The sequence below is a fragment of the Caulobacter sp. SRI_014 genome (assembly GCF_057586315.1).
Genome location: NZ_JBYCZQ010000002.1, coordinates 420,954 through 437,332 on the forward strand (window position 1 = coordinate 420,954; position 16,379 = coordinate 437,332).

Annotated in this window: 22 protein-coding genes; 11 read left to right on the forward strand and 11 right to left on the reverse strand. The window is 67.2% G+C overall.

Annotated elements, in window-relative coordinates; translation table 11 throughout:
- Positions 1–11: 11 nt before the first annotated feature.
- The 9 genes from AC2YG9_RS07480 to AC2YG9_RS07520 all read right to left on the reverse strand — a co-directional run bounded on the left by AC2YG9_RS07480 (position 12) and on the right by AC2YG9_RS07520 (position 6,801).
- Positions 12–734: a Mom family adenine methylcarbamoylation protein gene (locus AC2YG9_RS07480; protein ID WP_487297324.1), complete on the reverse strand. Its 723-nt coding sequence runs from the start codon at positions 732–734 to the stop codon at positions 12–14.
- Positions 718–1,242 carry a ParB/Srx family N-terminal domain-containing protein gene (locus tag AC2YG9_RS07485; RefSeq protein ID WP_487297325.1) on the reverse strand — a complete coding sequence of 175 codons (525 nt, stop codon included), beginning with the start codon at positions 1,240–1,242 and terminating at the stop codon, positions 718–720. The genes AC2YG9_RS07480 and AC2YG9_RS07485 overlap by 17 nt, the downstream gene beginning before the upstream one ends.
- 308 nt (positions 1,243–1,550) lie before the next feature.
- Positions 1,551–2,567 carry a hypothetical protein gene (locus AC2YG9_RS07490; protein WP_487297326.1) on the reverse strand — a complete coding sequence of 339 codons (1,017 nt, stop codon included), beginning with the start codon at positions 2,565–2,567 and terminating at the stop codon, positions 1,551–1,553.
- Complete coding sequence (locus AC2YG9_RS07495) at positions 2,564–2,824, reverse strand: hypothetical protein (RefSeq protein ID WP_487297327.1); 261 nt, start codon at positions 2,822–2,824, stop codon at positions 2,564–2,566. Before AC2YG9_RS07495 ends, AC2YG9_RS07490 begins: the two co-directional genes overlap by 4 nt.
- Positions 2,821–3,186 carry a hypothetical protein gene (locus AC2YG9_RS07500; protein WP_487297328.1) on the reverse strand — a complete coding sequence of 122 codons (366 nt, stop codon included), beginning with the start codon at positions 3,184–3,186 and terminating at the stop codon, positions 2,821–2,823. The genes AC2YG9_RS07495 and AC2YG9_RS07500 overlap by 4 nt, the downstream gene beginning before the upstream one ends.
- Positions 3,187–3,207: 21 nt before the next feature.
- The gene (locus AC2YG9_RS07505; RefSeq protein WP_487297329.1) at positions 3,208–4,419 is read right to left on the reverse strand and encodes a hypothetical protein; all 1,212 of its coding nucleotides are present in this window, start codon (positions 4,417–4,419) and stop codon (positions 3,208–3,210) included.
- Positions 4,412–5,851: a replicative DNA helicase gene (gene dnaB, locus AC2YG9_RS07510; protein ID WP_487297330.1), complete on the reverse strand. Its 1,440-nt coding sequence runs from the start codon at positions 5,849–5,851 to the stop codon at positions 4,412–4,414. Before dnaB ends, AC2YG9_RS07505 begins: the two co-directional genes overlap by 8 nt.
- 72 nt (positions 5,852–5,923) lie before the next feature.
- Entirely contained in the window at positions 5,924–6,331 is a 408-nt protein-coding gene (locus AC2YG9_RS07515; RefSeq protein WP_487297331.1) for a hypothetical protein, read from the reverse strand.
- Between the two features lie 272 nt (positions 6,332–6,603).
- Positions 6,604–6,801: a hypothetical protein gene (locus tag AC2YG9_RS07520; protein WP_487297332.1), complete on the reverse strand. Its 198-nt coding sequence runs from the start codon at positions 6,799–6,801 to the stop codon at positions 6,604–6,606.
- A 67-nt stretch (positions 6,802–6,868) separates the two neighbouring features.
- Between AC2YG9_RS07520 and AC2YG9_RS07525 the strand changes: the two genes are divergently transcribed.
- The 11 genes from AC2YG9_RS07525 to AC2YG9_RS07575 all read left to right on the forward strand — a co-directional run bounded on the left by AC2YG9_RS07525 (position 6,869) and on the right by AC2YG9_RS07575 (position 14,055).
- Complete coding sequence (locus tag AC2YG9_RS07525; RefSeq protein WP_487297333.1) at positions 6,869–7,579, forward strand: LexA family protein; 711 nt, start codon at positions 6,869–6,871, stop codon at positions 7,577–7,579.
- A gap of 72 nt (positions 7,580–7,651) precedes the next feature.
- Positions 7,652–9,592, forward strand: a complete 1,941-nt coding sequence (locus AC2YG9_RS07530; protein ID WP_487297334.1) for a hypothetical protein — start codon at positions 7,652–7,654, stop codon at positions 9,590–9,592.
- Entirely contained in the window at positions 9,592–9,975 is a 384-nt protein-coding gene (locus AC2YG9_RS07535) for a S24 family peptidase (protein WP_487297335.1), read from the forward strand. Before AC2YG9_RS07530 ends, AC2YG9_RS07535 begins: the two co-directional genes overlap by 1 nt.
- A complete protein-coding gene (locus tag AC2YG9_RS07540) occupies positions 9,972–10,289 on the forward strand; it encodes a hypothetical protein (RefSeq protein ID WP_487297336.1) in 318 nt (105 codons plus the stop codon). Before AC2YG9_RS07535 ends, AC2YG9_RS07540 begins: the two co-directional genes overlap by 4 nt.
- On the forward strand, positions 10,286–10,573 hold the full coding sequence (locus AC2YG9_RS07545) for a hypothetical protein (protein WP_487297337.1): 288 nt from the start codon (positions 10,286–10,288) through the stop codon (positions 10,571–10,573). The genes AC2YG9_RS07540 and AC2YG9_RS07545 overlap by 4 nt, the downstream gene beginning before the upstream one ends.
- Positions 10,570–10,887: a hypothetical protein gene (locus tag AC2YG9_RS07550; protein ID WP_487297338.1), complete on the forward strand. Its 318-nt coding sequence runs from the start codon at positions 10,570–10,572 to the stop codon at positions 10,885–10,887. The genes AC2YG9_RS07545 and AC2YG9_RS07550 overlap by 4 nt, the downstream gene beginning before the upstream one ends.
- On the forward strand, positions 10,884–11,795 hold the full coding sequence (locus tag AC2YG9_RS07555) for a hypothetical protein (RefSeq protein ID WP_487297339.1): 912 nt from the start codon (positions 10,884–10,886) through the stop codon (positions 11,793–11,795). Before AC2YG9_RS07550 ends, AC2YG9_RS07555 begins: the two co-directional genes overlap by 4 nt.
- A gap of 172 nt (positions 11,796–11,967) precedes the next feature.
- Entirely contained in the window at positions 11,968–12,324 is a 357-nt protein-coding gene (locus AC2YG9_RS07560) for a hypothetical protein (protein WP_487297340.1), read from the forward strand.
- Positions 12,325–12,356: 32 nt separating this feature from the next.
- Positions 12,357–12,605 (forward strand): hypothetical protein, encoded by a 249-nt coding sequence (locus AC2YG9_RS07565; RefSeq protein WP_487297341.1) that lies wholly within the window; start codon positions 12,357–12,359, stop codon positions 12,603–12,605.
- Positions 12,606–12,607: 2 nt separating this feature from the next.
- Positions 12,608–13,003: a helix-turn-helix domain-containing protein gene (locus AC2YG9_RS07570; protein WP_487297342.1), complete on the forward strand. Its 396-nt coding sequence runs from the start codon at positions 12,608–12,610 to the stop codon at positions 13,001–13,003.
- Complete coding sequence (locus AC2YG9_RS07575) at positions 12,889–14,055, forward strand: tyrosine-type recombinase/integrase (protein WP_487297343.1); 1,167 nt, start codon at positions 12,889–12,891, stop codon at positions 14,053–14,055. The genes AC2YG9_RS07570 and AC2YG9_RS07575 overlap by 115 nt, the downstream gene beginning before the upstream one ends.
- A 131-nt stretch (positions 14,056–14,186) precedes the next feature.
- On the opposite strand, the gene AC2YG9_RS07580 is transcribed toward AC2YG9_RS07575, so the two are convergent.
- Positions 14,187–14,834, reverse strand: coding sequence for an OmpW/AlkL family protein (locus AC2YG9_RS07580; protein WP_487297344.1), 648 nt, complete (start codon positions 14,832–14,834; stop codon positions 14,187–14,189).
- 94 nt (positions 14,835–14,928) lie between these two features.
- Positions 14,929–16,308 carry an oxygen-independent coproporphyrinogen III oxidase gene (gene hemN, locus AC2YG9_RS07585; protein ID WP_487297345.1) on the reverse strand — a complete coding sequence of 460 codons (1,380 nt, stop codon included), beginning with the start codon at positions 16,306–16,308 and terminating at the stop codon, positions 14,929–14,931.
- Positions 16,309–16,379 lie beyond the last annotated feature (71 nt).

The window sequence follows — 16,379 nt, forward strand, 5'->3', positions numbered from 1 at the left end:
TTTATAGGGACTTAAGAAACCCCCTCGCCGTCGGGCGCGGGCTCCGGCCCCTGTGATGGTTGGAGCGTGCGGGTCGGTGTCGCACCGCCGCCGTCTGGCTGGTCGCCAGCTGTGGCCTGCTTCGCACGCGGATAGGGTTTGCCGATGCCCTGCAGCTGGGTCCGCATCGCGGCGTCCAGCGGCATCAGGTAGGTGTATTTCCAGCGCTCCGGCCCGTGGGTGACCAGGTGGCCGGTCATGGCGGCGATCTTCGCCGGGGAGGCTGTCCCGTACTTCGAGTGGGCGCTCCGCTTGTGGACGTCGCGCCCGTTGATCAGGACCTCGCGCTGCGGCTGGGACGGTCCGGAGTAGATCCAGTTCCCTGCCTGATAGATGCCGCCGTGATGACCCTGCTCGGGGTCGGCGTAGGAGATGATCAGGCGAAGGCCGGGGCTCTGGGCCTTGAGGAACCGCAGGGCCACGGCGACGATGCGCGAGACCGGGTTTCCGTGGGCGCGAAGGGCGATCCGGACCAGCTCGCACGCGGCCAGCTGGGTCAGGCCGTACTTCTTGCCGATGTTCATGTTCGCGCCGCGGCCGAACAGGACCACGCCGATGAAGGCCCCATCCTCCCAGACGCCAACCTTGACCAGCTTCCCGGCGGGCATGCAGCCGGAGTAGTGCCAGGTCTTGCAGGCGAAGGTCGCGGACTCGTGGGTGGCCCAGTCGACGCGGAGGTCAGGCTTCGAAGGCATGGCCGCACTTCGGGCAGGTCGTCTTCGTCTTCTCGTCCAGCCGGCCCTGATCTGCCAGCGTGCCCGGGTCGAAGGCCGGGTTCAGCTCGTTGAGGATCAGATCGAGGTCGTCCGACGAGAAGCCGGTCAGGCTGGCCAAGTTGTCATCGAGGGCCTGCAGGCTGCTCAGCTCGTGGGCCAGCAGTTCGAGGTCCCAGTCGGCACCGAGCGCCAGCTTATTGTCGGCCAGGACATAAGCGCGCCATTGCGCCTCGGTCAGGCCCGTCAGGGTGATGGTGGGCACCGTCTTGCCGTCCGGGGTAGGCAGAGCCTGCCCTCGGGACAGGATCAGCTCTGCGGCCTCCAGGCGACCGTGCCCAGCGCCGACGGTGACGTCGTCATCCTTCAGCAGGATGGGGTTGTTGAAACCGAACTCCAGCATCGACGCGGCGATCTGTTCGACCTGGGCGTCGGAGTGGGTGCGGGCGTTGTTCCCGTAGGGGCGGAGGGCGCCCGGCGGTCGGTACACGACGGCCAGGGCGCTCCTCGCCTGATGCGGGGAGTCGCTATTTTGCATGACATGAGCCAAGAGCTTCCCGCCGCGTGCGCGGTGGCGGGATGGCCGACTGACGGCCGGCAGAAGGTCATGCGAGCAACACCTCGCGGCTTGGGGCGCGTCCAACGCCCCTTGCCCCCGTCCCTTTTACTCAGGTCCGGAAACGCAAGACGCCCCGGCCTGGTGGGGCGCGGGGCGTCGGGTTCGCCTAATTCGGCGTGATGAGAGTTACACCGCGTTAGCTGCCTAAACGTCAAGGGGCAAAATGGACGCGCCCGGAGCTATGCGAGACCGAACCGCTCCACGAGGACGTCCAGCGCAGCGACCAGGGCCTTGGTGAACTTATCCCGCGCTGCGCCGCTCGACGCCATGGATCCGACTGTCACGGCCTTGCCGGCGACCGCCCTGAGCATCTGGAGGGCGATATGGCCGTGGGCCTCGAAGACCGCCTTCTCATGCCCGGCGATCTCCTCATTCTGCTTACGCCTCGTCGCCATCCGCAGGACGGCTTGGTCGCCGAAGGGGTCGCCCACTGGCCGGCCAGCGCGTGACGGGTCTGGGGGTGACAGGACGCGCTCAGGGTCGGCGGCCTCGTACAGTCGGCGATACCGCACCCCGGCGGCCAACTGCAGGCGGTCGACCGTCGGCGCCACCGGCGTGCCGTCCTTGTTCTTTCGGACGTCACCGTTCCTGTCGATGTTGCTTCGGGCCAGCGATTCCAGACCGTCCCGGTTGGTCAGGCGGGGCTGCAGCTGCCGCTCCTGCTTCATACGCTTGCGGCCGCGCTTCCAGATCGGGGCGCCCTGCTCGTCCAGGATCGGCACGTCGGTGATGATCTCCTCGACCACCAGGTCACCGCCGCGCATCCGCTCCAACTGGGTCAGGTCAGACACCCGGCGGGACATCCACCGCATCTCCTGCCGGCGCTCGATGGCCTGCAGGGCGGCACGCTTGGCGTCGACGGCCTCCTCAAGACTGCCCTGCCCGGCCTTGGCGGCGAGGATCGCCTGCTCGGCGTGGATCAGGTTTCGCTGCTCGTGGTCGCTGGGCTGTGTTTCGGGAGAGGCCAGCAGTTCGACGCGGCGTCGCTGGGCCTTCCGGTCGGCCCGCGCGGCGCCCAGCCGACGGCGCACCCGGTCGGTGACCGAGCGCACGGCCCAGGACGCCGTCTCAGGCTGCCCAGAGCCGGCGGCGACAACGGCGAAGGCCAACTGCTCGGCCAGGCCGTGGGCGCCGGGCTGGGTGCCGTGGAGACGGCGAACAAGCGTGCGAGGCACTTTGTAGGCGCGGACGTTCATTGGGCATCCTCGAGGGTGCGGGCGGGCTTCACGGCGGCGGCCGGCCTTTTCCCGAACCGGAGCGCGGCGCCGATCCGGGCCAGGACGCCGCGGCCAGTCGTGCGGGCAGCTTTCACGAGGCTGACGGTCGATGATTGCCAGGCCGTCTGCAGCGCATCGAACTCCGGGCCGGTGCGGTCGCCCTCGAACTTGAGGACGGCCGATTCCGCCAGCACATACTCGGCGGCTGCCTGTTGAAGATGATCAGGCGCGGTCATTGACCCTCCGGTCGGAGCAGGGCCTCGAACTCCTCCGGCATCTCCTCGGCGCCCGGCAGGTCGGGGCTGATCATCCAGCGGTACTCGTCGATGACGAGGAAGGCTTCATGCGCCACGTCGTAGGGCACGCCAGCGGCGACGATACCCTGGAAGTCCATGAACACCTTGGCCACCTGCTCCCAGCCAGCAACGTCGCGGCGGTTGGTGTAGGCGGCCCCGCCAGTCTTGCGGTAGGGCTTGGTCCAGTCGGGCCCGCCATTTAGCAGGGGGCCGATCTTCACCGTCCCGGCTGTCTCAGGCCAATGTTGCTTCGACGGCTCGCCGGCGGGGGTCCATGCGATCAGGGCTTCAGCGGCTTTCATGCCAATTCTCCGATGTCTGGTTCATGCGGCGGCCTCTTCCCGAAAGACGAGGCCGATCTCCAAGGATTGCAGGGGCAAGTGGGCGTCTGCCCGCAGTCGGTCGAGGACGACGCGCCGGGCCGAGGTAATTGCCCGCTCAGGGACGTCCTGCCAGCCGCACTGGTCGAGCCAGGTCTGAACGAAGTCCTCGCCCAGCGCTGAGCACAAGGTCGCGCGGACGTCCGGCGGTCCGGGGAACACCCTGGCCGGCTGGCTGGGTTTGGTCGCGCCGACCGGCGTCGCGTCTTGGCCGTAGCTGCCCTCGATCAGGCGCTGGAAGCTGCTGGGCTGCAGCAGGAAGTCGATGTCGGCCCGCCAAGGGTTCTCGCCGCCCTTGAGCCCACGGCAGAGCTTGCTGACCTCAACGGCAGCCAGGGCTTCACGCCAGGACGACAGGCCTGTGCTCGCAATCCGGGCCTTCAGCTTCTTTCGGCGCGGTTCGGTCAGGGACTTCGCCACCGGCAGGCCGAGACGGAGCGCCAGAGCGTTCCACTCTTCGAAGGCCGTTCGCACGTCGTCCGGCCCTGCCGGCGACGAGGAAGCGTTAGCTTCCTTCTTTTCTAGATTGGTCCCTGTCCCTGTCCCTATCCCTTGGGACGAAGTTCCCGGCTTTTCATCATCCCGGTGGGATGCCGTTTCTGTCCCGGTAGGATCGTTTTCTTGTCCCGGTGGGATCGCACCGGAGAGCGATTTCTTCGCCTTGAGGATGGCCTTCGACTGGGGGTTCAAGCGCTCAAGGCAGCTGATCAGGTCGCGGAGGTCCTTGGCGACCGGCGACGGGTCAAAGGACACGCCCCAGCGTTTCAGGTTGCCCCCGCCGCTGGACAGGCGCTGGCGCAGCTTCTCCTGCCAGCCTTCTAGCGCTGCCTCACAGACGACGGGGTGGTAAAGGCGGCCATCTGAGCATTCGACCCACCCGCGCATCGCCAGCGGACGGGCCTTGTCGAACGACTTCCGGTCGAACCCCAGCTCGGCGAGGTGGCATAGCTCGTCCGGGTCGGCCGGCAGGCTCCCCGCCGGGACCTGGTGCCAGCTGCGATACCAAAGTTTGTGGCCGATCATCCACGCCAGCGGCATCCTGGACGCGGTGGCGTTGAAGGTGCTGGCGAACAGGCGCGGGACGTCAATCATGATCTTGGGGAAGTCCCGGAGGTCGCATCCGGGCGGTGTCATTGGTGCAGGGCGATCAGTCATCCCGCCCTCCGTGGCTGTGCCTGGCCGAACTGAAGCCAAGGTCCCGGGCGGCGTTCTCAAAGCGGGCCAAGTCGTCGTTGAAGTGGAGATGGACGGTGCCGATGGGGCCTTGTCGCTGTTTGGCGACGATCAGCTCCGCCTTGCCGCGCACCTCTTCCATCTGGTCGATCCAGGCGGCGTGAGTGCTGGAGTTCTTCGGGGGCTCAGTTCGGCTGACGTAATAGGCCTCGCGGTACAGGAACATAACCACATCGGCGTCTTGCTCGATCGAGCCCGACTCCCGAAGGTCGGACAACATGGGGCGCTTGTCCTGCCGTCGCTCCACCTCGCGCGATAGCTGCGACAGGGCCAAGAGTGGGATCTGCAGTTCCTTGGCGAGGGCCTTAAGTCCCTGGGTGATCTGGGTCACTTCCTGAGTGCGGTTGCTCTCGCGCCCGCCGGCCCCAGCGATCATTTGCAGGTAATCGACGACGACGAGGTCGAGACCACCGGCCCGTTTCATTCGACGGGCCCGGGAGGCGATCTTCGCCAGAGAAATCGCCCCGGTCTCGTCGATGAACAACGGCAATCGGCGTAGCTCATCACCGGCGTCACGGATCAGGCCGTACTCGGTCATTGAGCACTCGCCCTTCCGCATCCGGTCGAATGGAATTTGGGTGATGTAGGAGATCAGCCGGTGGGTCAGTTCCTTCTTGGACATCTCCAAAGAGAAGAACGCGACACGCTTGCCTTGCCGGGCCAAGTAGTAGGCGATGATCAGCGCCAGCGCGGATTTCCCGACTGACGGCCGTGCTGCCAGGATCAGGAGGTTGGACGCGACCAAGCCGCCGATCCGCTTGTCGAGGTCGATCAGCCCCGTTGACTGGCCGACCAGCTGGCCCCCGCGTGACGCCGCCTCCTCGATCTCCTGGATGGCCGCATCGACGGTTTTTGCCAGTTCCTCAAGGCCGCCTTCTGGCGCTCCCCCGGCGGTGATCTGAGTGAGGGCGGTTTCAAGCTCAGAGATCAGGGTTGGCGCGTCGGCGTAGGAGGTGTCACCGGCCTTGCCGGCAATGTCGTGCGCCAGGCGCAGCAGCTCCCGCCGCGTGAAGTAGTCGAGGATGGCATGGGCGTGGTGCTCAAGGCCGTAGCCGGTGCCGTGGTCGATGAGATCGGCCAGGGTGCGCTGACCCCCGAAGTTTGCAAACAGCTCGCTGGCCCCGAGCCTGTCGCGGATGAACTCTGGCCGCGGCTCCTTGCCACTGAGCCACAGGGCGGCGCCTGTCGCGAAAATCTCGCCGACGGCCGGGTCCCAGAAATGCTCTGGACGCAAGATGTCAAAGGCTGCTTCTGCGCCGGGCGGGTTGATCATCATGCCGCCGATCAGCGCCAGCTCGCTTTCCAAGCTGTAGAGGGCGTAAGGCTCAAGGTCGACGGGGGCTTTGCCGGTCATGGGCGCCGGCCCAGCTGCGCGGCGATCTTTTCCAGTTCGTCGTTGGCCCAGGTGAAGAGACGGTGGCCGCTGTCACGCCGCCCCTGGCCGATGCCCGCCAGCATCTTGAGGAGGGCGATTTTCAAGGCGAGCGCTAAGTTCCACGAACCGCCTGCGCTCGGCGTCCCACGATTGTTGTTCACGCTCCGCGCGCTCCTGTTTCTCGATGAGCCAGTCACGGAGGGAGCGCCCCGTCAGGCTCCCCATCGCTTCTGTGATTAGGTCGTAGCCGTAGACCAGCGCGACCCGCGTCATGGTCTTGGCCGATAGGTGCCCGGCCAGCAGGTTCTCCGCTGTCTTGACCGTGCAGTTCAGGTCGCCTGCGATCAGCTTGGCGGTGTGAAAGGGGTAACGCAGCCGAAGCTGGTCAGCGATTGCCGAGCCGAAGTTCAACTCATCGTGGGGGTGTGACCCCATGAACGCCTCCTGTGTCAGTGCCATTGATGGCTCCGACAAACGGAGTGCGGACGTTGATGGAGGTGGCGGCCGAGATTGAAGAGGCGATTTGCGACGCGGTAGAGGCGGGTGGCCTGAGAACTGCCGCGAAGACATATCCGGCCCACGCCCAGGAATGGGAGGAGGCCGCTGACGAAGCGAGCGGCCGGGCTGGAACCCAGGTCGCTCGCTTTGCTATGAGATGGGCGCGCAACGGCGCCCGGCAGCCATGACCCGGCCAAGACCCCGGACGGGGTTATGGGCGAGAGGGCCACCATCTAGGCGGCTTGCTGACTTCCGGCCTGGAGGGCCTTCAGTCCCATCTGGGCCTTCTCGAAGTTGCGGATGGTCGGAGACACCGTTCCCTCCCGCCAACGCTTCCACAATGTCGGGTGGACCCCGCCCTTTTTCAGAGCAGCGGTCGGCGCGACCTTGGCGGCGGCGCACTCTTTCTCGAAGGCTTCGATCAATGACATGGCGGGAATATCAAGCATAAATGCTCACACAGCAAGTGCATTTATGCCGGATGCGCGGCGACGGGTAATGCTGCATGTGAACCGCATGGAAGACGCCTCGTCACCGGCCGCCGAAATTCGCGCTTGGATGCTCGCCGTCTTAGCTGACACCGGGATGAGTCCGGGGGCCTGGGCGAAGGCTGCGGGCGTGGCAGGCACGACGGTAACGCGCGCCATAAAGCCGAGCTATGAGTTCACGACCAGCAGCCGCACCCTTGCCAAGCTGGCAGCGGCGGCCGGCAAGGCCCCGCCTGAACTTCGAAGGACGGCCGAGGTCCAGATCGTTCCCCGCTTCCTGCCGGTCCGATACCGCGTTCAAGCAGGAAACTGGATCGAGGCTGACGGGGCTATCCAGGAATTTCGCGCCGCTTTCGCTGTGGCGCCGGATCCACGATATGCCGATTGGGCGCAGTGGCTGGAAGAGGTTGTCGGCGACAGCATCAACCAACGCATTCCGGAAGGCGGCTTCGCGCACGTCGTGGACGCCATTGATATGGGGTACGCGCCTCGCCAGGGCGATCTGGTAGTTGTCGAGCGCCGACGCAACGGCGGCCACCTGACCGAGCGCACCATTAAGCAGGTGGAAGTCAGCCGACGGGGAGAGGTCGCTTTGTGGCCTCGTTCGACGAACCCGAAATGGTCAGAACCCATCAACCTGTCAGATGGAGCTCGCGACGGCGAGGAAATCGAGGTCGCGATCGTCGGCCTGGTGATCGGGTCGTACAGCAGTTTCGTCTGACGTACTGCATAAATGCTGTTGACTTGATGCGAGCATAAATGCTGTATTCCTCTCACACCCGGAGAGGAAGCCATGTCTCGCACATCGAATACGACCCCACCCCCTTCCACCCTCGCCGCCGCGCTGGCCGCGCTTGAGCCCGTCGCCGCTGCCGAGCTTGAAGCCCGGACCGCCCACTCCGCCGCTGAGGCCGCCGGTCTTCAGGCCGAGCAGGAGTTCAACGCGGCCCTCGCCGTGATGGGGGCCACGGGTCTCCAGACGCGGGACGAGATCATCGCCTTCGTCGGCGGTGACCCAACCCGGGCAGCGGAACCGCTGGCCGCCATCCAGAGGCTCGACGCTGCCGTCCGGAAGGAGCGGCGGCTGGACGCGAAGTGGCAGAAGGCGCTGACCGCGCTGGACAGGGCCACCGACGCCATCCTGACAGTGCCGGCCAGCCCGGCGACTGCCCTCGAAAAGGCGATGGCCTATCTGTCCGCCACCGGCTGCCGCATCGCCCCGGACGGCACGATCAGCAGCCTGGGGGCTGACGAACACCTCCACCTCACGCTGACCAGCCTCGTCCGTGATCTGACCCCGACCCCCGACGCCTTCATGCACCGGCTGTCGCCGGCGCTGGCCGAACTGTTGACCAAGGTCGCCGACGCCAGAGCAGTGCTTTCGGCCGCCACGGGCGACGACGAGTGCAACGCAGCCTGCGCGGTGCTGAACCCGCTGGAGGCGGCCGTCCTGCGCTTTCCCGCCCAGTCCGTCCCTGACGTGACCGCCAAGCTCGAACTCGCCGCCAGGACCTTCGAGGAAGGCGGCTTCGCTGGCGGCGGTCTAGAGGAGGACATCGAGGCGGTGGTGATGCGCGAGGCCGTGGCGTTGCTCCGGCAGGAGCCGCCGACTTTGCCCGACCCGGTGGCGGGGAGCCTCGACAGGGCCGAAGCTGCCTACACCAGTATTGAGGCCGACGTTCCGGATGCCTTCTGGCAGGAACTGGACGGCGACATCACCGGCGACCCAACGACTGTGCGCGGCTTGGCTTGGCGCTGCGCAAGGGCGCGGGAGCGCATCAACATCATCCGGGGCCTCGACAGCTCTGCCGGCTTCGACGAGGTGCAGGCGCAGGCCAATCTGGCCGCCACCGAACTGGACAGCATCCTGCGCATGACGGCGCGCATGGGCGTCGAGCCTTCGCTCACGCTGCTGGCTGTTTGTCCCGAGGAGGCCTTCCGGCCCGGCCCCCTGATCGCGCCCCTGACTGTGCCGGAGGGTATCGACCCGGTCGCCTCCGGTGTCGCCTTCGCCGCTCACCTGAACGCCCTCCATGCCGCCCGCGTAGACGGCAGCGACGAGGCCCTGGACCGCGCCGCTGAGGCGACCAGCAACTGGGTCAGGACCCCGGCGCCGAACCTGCTGGCAACCATCGCCAAGATGGAGGCCCTGGAGGACGAACTGGACGGCGAAGCTCGGCCGTACGGCGCCCCCAGCGGCTTCCTCTCCCCCGGCTGGGTCGCCAGTCTGGAGTGCGGCGGCTGGGAGGGGGTGGTCAGGCTGGCGGTCTTCCGCGACCTGCTGCTGCTGGCCGGCCTCGAGGACCACCCGGCCCACGGCGGATGCAGCACCAAGGAGGACGTCCGGGCGCGCTGGGAGGCTTACACCAAGGCCAAGGGCCCCGGGACCATCCGGAACCGGTCTGGCCTCACCCCCCTGATCGAACCCGGCGAGGACCACCTGCTGGCCCTTCTGCCTGATGCCGAGGCCTGGATCGAGGCCTACCGCACGATGGGCGGTGATGTCGGGATGGGCCCTGACGGCAAGGTCTGGATGGGCGGCCCGGTCGGCAACCACATCGGCAACGACGCCGCATGTGAGGCCGCACGGGCTCAGCTGACCCCGGACCTGAAGGAGGCGATCCGGGCCATCGTCCGAGCTGGCGGCGCGGCCCACTCCTTCGCGACGTTTGAGGTCATCGGCTCTGAGCAGCCCGAGCGGCAGGTTGCCGCCCTGGTCGGAGCGATGAGCTGATGTTCCCGGCCCCCGCCATCAACGGCGCCCAGCCCCTGAGGGTGATCCCGGTCCTTGGTGATCACTTCCAGCCCCGGCTGCGCCACGGCCGCGACTTTGTCATGGTCGCCGCCGGCTCTGGCTATCAGTACGAGGCCCTCTACGTCCTCGACTGGAACGACGGTTCGGGCCCGGTCATCTACCGCTGCCAGCGCCGTGTCAGCGAGAACGGCGCGGTCCGGTTGACCTGCGACAACCCTGCCTACGACCCCGACTGGACGCTGACGCGCGAGGAGTTCGCCCGGGTCTGCGTCGGCATCGTAGCCGCCGAGGTCACCGTCCAGGACCCGCAGCTGATCCGCCATGCCTATGAGCAACCTGCTGTCATGGCGCGCGCCGCATGAACGCCCGCGCCGACAATTTCAGAGGATCCACGCCGGCGACCCGCGCCACCTTGGCGGCAATGTCCGCCCGGTCCTCCGCTGAGCGCCTCGCCGCTCGCCGGCTGCAGCTGGACGAGATCGAGCTGGCCCTAGACACCTTGGACCCCGTTCAGGCTGCCGCGCGGATCGCGCAACTTGCCGAGACGGCCCGACACTTGGCCGACCATCAGACCAACGATCTGCAAGAGCGCATGTCGCTCCTGTCAGCCGCGGGCCGCTGCGCCTTCGAGGCGACAGTTCTGGAAGCCGCCCTCCGCGAGCGGGGGCTGGCATGAGCGACGAAAACGTCATCCGGCCGCCGTTCGGAACGTTCGAGCGGACGCCCGAGGGCACTCGCCGCGCCCTCGGACTGCCGTGCTGGAGGGTGATGTCGGGCACGACCGAGACCGAGGTCGCTGGCGAAGGCCGGATCACGCAGCGGATCATCGGAGCCGTGCCGCCCGACGGACTGCGAGCGACGGTCTACGTCACCGCCGACGCCAGTCTGACCACCGCACAGATCATCGACGCTGTGCTGCGGATCAACACTCACCTTTTCGAGGAGGAGGGCGTCCTATGACCGGCTTCGATTTCGTGCAGGACAAGGCCTACCAGAAGAAGGCGCAGGACGTCCTCCTTCGGTCGATCATGCTGGGCCTTCAGAACGGTCAGGGGCAGGTCATCCTCCGGACGGGAGACCTCTGCGTCGTCTTCGCCGAAATGCAGGCGATGTTGCTGGCATCGTCACCGACCGTCGAGGTGCCGAGCCGCCTTCGGGAGTGCTGCGAGCAGCTGTCCGCGCACACCCGGCGACAGGCGAAGTTGATGCAGGCGCACTTCGCCGAACACGGCGCCCCATTCGAAACCCTCGTCATCGAAGGAGCGCTGAATTGACCGACGCCGACCAGCTCGAAAAGCCCGTAGTCGCGGCCGATAAGCCCCAAGTGCCGGCCGGGCCGCCGACCCTTCGGCCGGTGACGCCGCTGCCCTTCTGCGAGGAGCGCCAGCCCGGAGAGATTCCCACCGGCCCCCCAATCTTCGAAGATGTCGACCCCGCCAGCTTGCTGATCGAGGAGCGCTACCAGCGCGACCTGTCCGAAAAGAGCGTGGCGCTGATCGAGCGGATCGTGACCGGCTGGGACTGGCGCCGGTTCAAGCCTCCCGTCGTCGCCTTCGCGGACGGCGGGCTTCAGGTCATCGACGGCCAGCACACCGCCATCGCGGCCGCGACCCATCCGGACATCGGCACCATCCCCGTCATGGTCGTTGAGGCCCCCGAACTGTCGGACCGCGCCCTGGCCTTCATCGGCCAGAACACGAACCGGCTGCAGGTCAGTCCCATGCACCTGCACTACGCCGCTGTCGCCGCCGGTGACGAGGACGCGCTGACGATCCAGCAGGTTTGCGAGCGGGCCGAGGTCAACCTCGTGCGCAGCCCTTACGGCGGGTATCCGTGGAAACCGGGCGACACCCAGGCCATCGCCGCCATCCGGTGCCTGATCAGCCGCAACACCCCGATGAAGGCGCGCCAAATCCTCCAGGTCCTGGTCGCCGCCGGCTGCGCGCCCATCTCGGCCCACGACATCAAGGCCGTCGAGATGCTGTTCACCGATCCGGACTACGTCGACCAGCTGGAGGGCCTGCCGGTCGGCGGGGCTGATGTCGCCGCGGCCATCCGCAAACTGGGAGATAAGGCGCACCGAGAAGCCAAGGTCTTCGCCGCCGCCCAGTGTGCCCCCTTCTGGAAGGCCCTCGGCATCCAGTGGTTCAGGGCCGCCAAGAAGAAGGCGAAAGCGGCATGAGCGATCGTCCGACGGCCGAACAGATTGAGGCTGCCCGCTCCTCAGCAGGCGGCTGGAACCGCGCCACCCTGGCCGCATGGGGCGTGCCGTGGCCGCCGCCGAAGGGGTGGCGCCGAGCGCTGGAGCGCGGCCATCCGATCCCGACCCCAAGCAAGCCCAGGAAAGGCAACCGATGAGCGACCAACCCGAGGACAACGTCGTCCGCCTCTCAACCGATGCCCGGCCCCGAGAGGTGTTGAACCACGACATCCCAGAGACCGGCGGGGCCGATCCCCGCGAGGGCAGGCCCTACCGAACGTTCTGCTGCGTAGCGGCTGAGGGCGATGACGGGGCCATGCAGGCCTGGGAAGACCCCGGCGTTCAGCAGTGGCGGTTCTGGGAGGCATACGACGACCAGGGCACCGTCGACGCCATCGCCGAACTTCTGATCGCCCCCGACACGCCCCTGGAGGTCGCCCTGGATGCCCTCGACACGATCAGGCTGGCCCTGATCGCCGAATACCACACGCCCCCTGAACCCGCCGCCTAGCCGGAAGCTGGGCAAGACACCAAGGAGACGACATGACCGACACCACCAAGATCGCGGCCGACGTGATGGAGGAGCTCCAGACGCTCGCCCTCAAGAAGCTGCTGACCGACGACCCCGCCGCGTTCGAGGCAAAGATGCGCCGCATGGTCGACGCGGGTGAGGGCGACGGATGGAGCCGGGATTTCACCGCCGGCATCCTTCAACTCGGAGCCATCGACCTCGGCATCATCGCCGAGCCTGACCTGTGGGCCCGCGTTGTCGCCCCGGCTGAAGCCGGCTGATCATGACCGGGCCGGCCCATCCTACCCGGCCGCCCTTCCCACTGGCGCCCCCCGCGCCGGTGGGCTTTGGCCTGGGCGCGGCCACCGAGTCCCTTATCCTCGCCGCCTTCTCCGGCTCCTGCCTGATCACGGCCAAGGCTGCCGCTCGGCTCCTGGGGCTTGACGTAAAGACGCTCGGCGCCCTCACTGACGCCGGTGCCATCCGGGCCGTGCGACGGGGAACCGTCCGCGCCTACACCGAGGCGGATATCCGCCTGTTTCTGTCTGAAGGTCCCGACGCACCATGTCGGTCTACAAGCCCAAAAACAGCCGTCTCTTCCACTACGACTTCGTCATCAAAGGTCGTCGCTTTCACGGCTCTACAGGGGTCGAAACCAAACGGCGCGCCGAAGACGTAGAGCGCAGGGTCCGCAACGAGGCCGCCGCCGGCACGCTGAACAGCGGCGGCGACATGACGCTGGACCTCGCCGCCGGACGATGGTGGGCGGAGGTTGGCCAGTCCAAGGAATCGGCCTCGATCCTGTTCTACCGCCTGGGCATCGTGGTGCGCCTGATAGGGCCCAAGACCCGGCTCTGCGACATCTCCACCCTCGCGACGTCGATCGCTATCGAACGCCGGCGCGGCGAGACCTTCACCCGGGGCGGCATCCGCAAGGCCACCGTGAAGGGCCGCCGCTGGAAGCCCTTGCCGGCCCAGACCCGCACCCTGGCCAACGCGACGGTCAACTCGGACATCGTCAAGCGGCTGCGCCCGTTGATCAACCGGGCCCGCGTGGTCTGGCAGGTCAAGGGGCTGCAGGAGATCGCTTGGGGCCAGCTGATGCTCCAGGAGCCCGAGCCCGAGATCATCCACTTCACCGACCCCTACCAGCAGGCCTGGGTCGACGCCTGCGGCCCGACCGAGCGCTTCGCCCTGCTGCTCCTGTTCCGCTATGGCATGCGATTCAGCGAGCTGTTCTTCCCGCCCGGTGACTTCCTGTCGTCGACGCCGAAGGGCGCCGGCCTGGCCCTGAACAAGCGGAAGAAGGGCTCCACCTTCCTGCCGCTGACCGACGCTGACGCCCGCATGATCGCGGCCCGCGTGGGCCGGGCGGAAGCCGCCGGCCTCTCGACGATCTGGATCGAGCAGGACGCCGACGGCGAACTGGTCAACGTCAGCAAGGCCGCCATCCAGAGCCGGCTGCGCACGGCAGCCGAGCGCGCCGGCGTCGATCACAAGCGGCTCATCCACAGCATCCGCCACCACGTCGGCACCGACATCCTGAACCAGACAGGCGACCTTCGCCTGACCCAGCGGATGCTCGGCCACGCCGACATCAAGTCCACGCTGGTCTATGCTCACGTCCTCGACCAGGGCCTTCGGGATGCGATCAATTCCCGGAATAGTCCCGAAGCGACTGAGGTCGGAGGCGAGTTTATCGTGCAAAATCAACCGCGTAAGCGGCGATAACTTCGCCCTCCGAAGGCAAAGGTCACACGTTCGAATCGTGTCGGGTGCGCCAGGGACTTCTTCGAAGAGAGATGATCGACGATCAGGAGCGAACACGCCTCTGGCGGCGCCCCCGATCGTGATCGGCCGGCCTAGAACCGGCGGGTGACGCCCGCCGAGATGACCCAGGGATCGAGGGTCACGTTCGACTTCAGGGCGCCGTTGTTGATGTCGGCGTCGGTCTCGAAGAAGACCTTCTTGGCGTCGAGGTTGATCGACCAGTCGCCCTTCACCGCGATATCGACGCCGGCCTGCAGGGCGTAGCCGAAGCCGTTGTCCAGGTCGACCTCAAAGCCGTTCTTGTCCTCGCCGCCGTAGAAGATCATGGCGTTGATCCCGGCCCCGACATAGGGACTGACGCGGCCCTTGGGGTTGAAGTGGTACTGGAGGGTGACCACCGGCGGCACGACCCAGGTATCGAGCACCCGCACCGAACCGCCCGGTCCCTGAGCGCTGATCTCGTGCTTGCTGGTCCCGAGAATGCCTTCGACGGCGATGTTGTCGGTGAAGAAGTAGGTGAAGCCGAGGGTCGGCACGACGTAGTCGCTGACCTCGACGTTCAGCCCGGTGTCGACGCCCGCCGCAGTTTTGATGTCGCCCGACTCCGACGGGGCGACGTCGCTGACCCGGGCGGTGACCAGCCAGGTCCCCTTTTCCTTGGGCGTGAAGTCCTGGGCCAGCGCGGGGCCGGCGACGGCGGCGGCCAGCAGGCCGGCCGCGACAATGGCAGTGGTTTTCATCTCGGTTATCCCCTTTGAAGGACCTTCGTTGAGGTCGCGGGGAGAGTGGCGCCAAAATTCAAACGGTCGTTTGATTCCGGTCAATTCTACTCTGTCAAATCGCCTTGGCGTGGCGACCGGCGGCCTGGTCGAGGTGGCGGTCGAAGGCGGCGCAGACCGAACGGAGCACCGGACGCCCCGCCTCGGTCACGGTCAGACGGACGCCGTCGATCTCCGCCAGGCCTTCCCTGACGAAGGCTTCGATCCCGGACAGCGAGCCCGCCAGTTCGCTCATGGAACGACCATGGGCGGCGCATAAGGCCGCAAGGTCGACGGTCAGGTCGCACATCAGACGCTCGATGATCTCGCCGCAAAAGCGGTCCTCGTTGGTCAGGGCGACGCCGCGGGCGATCGGCAGGTCACCCGCTTCCAGCGCCTTGCGCCAGCTCAGCTCCGCCGTCTGGTTCTGGACGAAGCCCTGTGGTGTGCGGCCGATGGCCGAGGCGCCGATGCCGATCAGGGTTGTGGCCGCGTCGGTCGTGTAGCCCTGGAAATTGCGATGCAGCCGGCCCGCCGCCAATGCGATGGCCATCGGGTCGGTCGGCAGGGCGTAGTGGTCCAGGCCGATGCGGACGTAGCCTTCGCCGATCAGGTAGTCGGCGGCGGCCTCGCTCTGGTCGAGGCGCTGGACGGGGCCGGGCAGGTCGGCGTCCCGGATCAGCTGCTGGTGGGATTTCATCCACGGGACGTGGGCGTAGCCGAACAGGGCCAGTCGCTCGGGCCGCAGGGTCAGGACCTGGCCGAGGGTGGCCAGGACATCGGCGCTGGTCTGGGTCGGCAGGCCGTACATGAGGTCGAGATTGACCGACAGAACCTTCGCCTCGCGCAGCCAGCCGACCGATCGTTGCACCACCTCGAAGGGTTCGATGCGGTTGACCGCCGCCTGCACCCGGGGCGACAGGTCCTGGACGCCCAGGCTGGCGCGGTTGAGGCCGTGGTGGGCGGCGGCCATCACCCAGTCGCGGGTCAGGACGGCCGGATCCAGCTCGGCAGCCACCTCGATGCCGGGCGACAGCTGGAAGACCTGGCCCAGGGCAGCGAACAGCCGGACAAGGTCGTCCCGCGACAGCATGTTGGGCGTGCCGCCGCCCAGATGCAGGGCGCGGGCGCGCAGTCTGGCCGGCAGGGCGGCCTCAAGGAGACCCAGTTCGGTGATCAGGTCGTCGACGTAGCGGCTGACCGGATCCTGGCGGTTCACGGCCCGGGTATTGCAGCCACAGTACCAGCAGAGCCGGGCGCAGAAGGGCACATGGACATAGAGCGATACGGCCTCGGCCGGCGACAGTTCCGCCAGCCAGCCGCGGTAAACGGCGGCGTCGATGGCCGGGGTGAACTGCACGGCGGTCGGATAGCTGGTGTAGCGCGGGACCCGGCCGTCGAACTGCTCGGCCAGGCGCCGGCGATCAGAGGCGACATCGAGGGCGGTGACGGCCATGGGAGCTCCGGGAGGTCTGACGTTGGCGACAGACATCTCAGGTCGGCCCCCGCTCGCCCTTGATGCAGGTC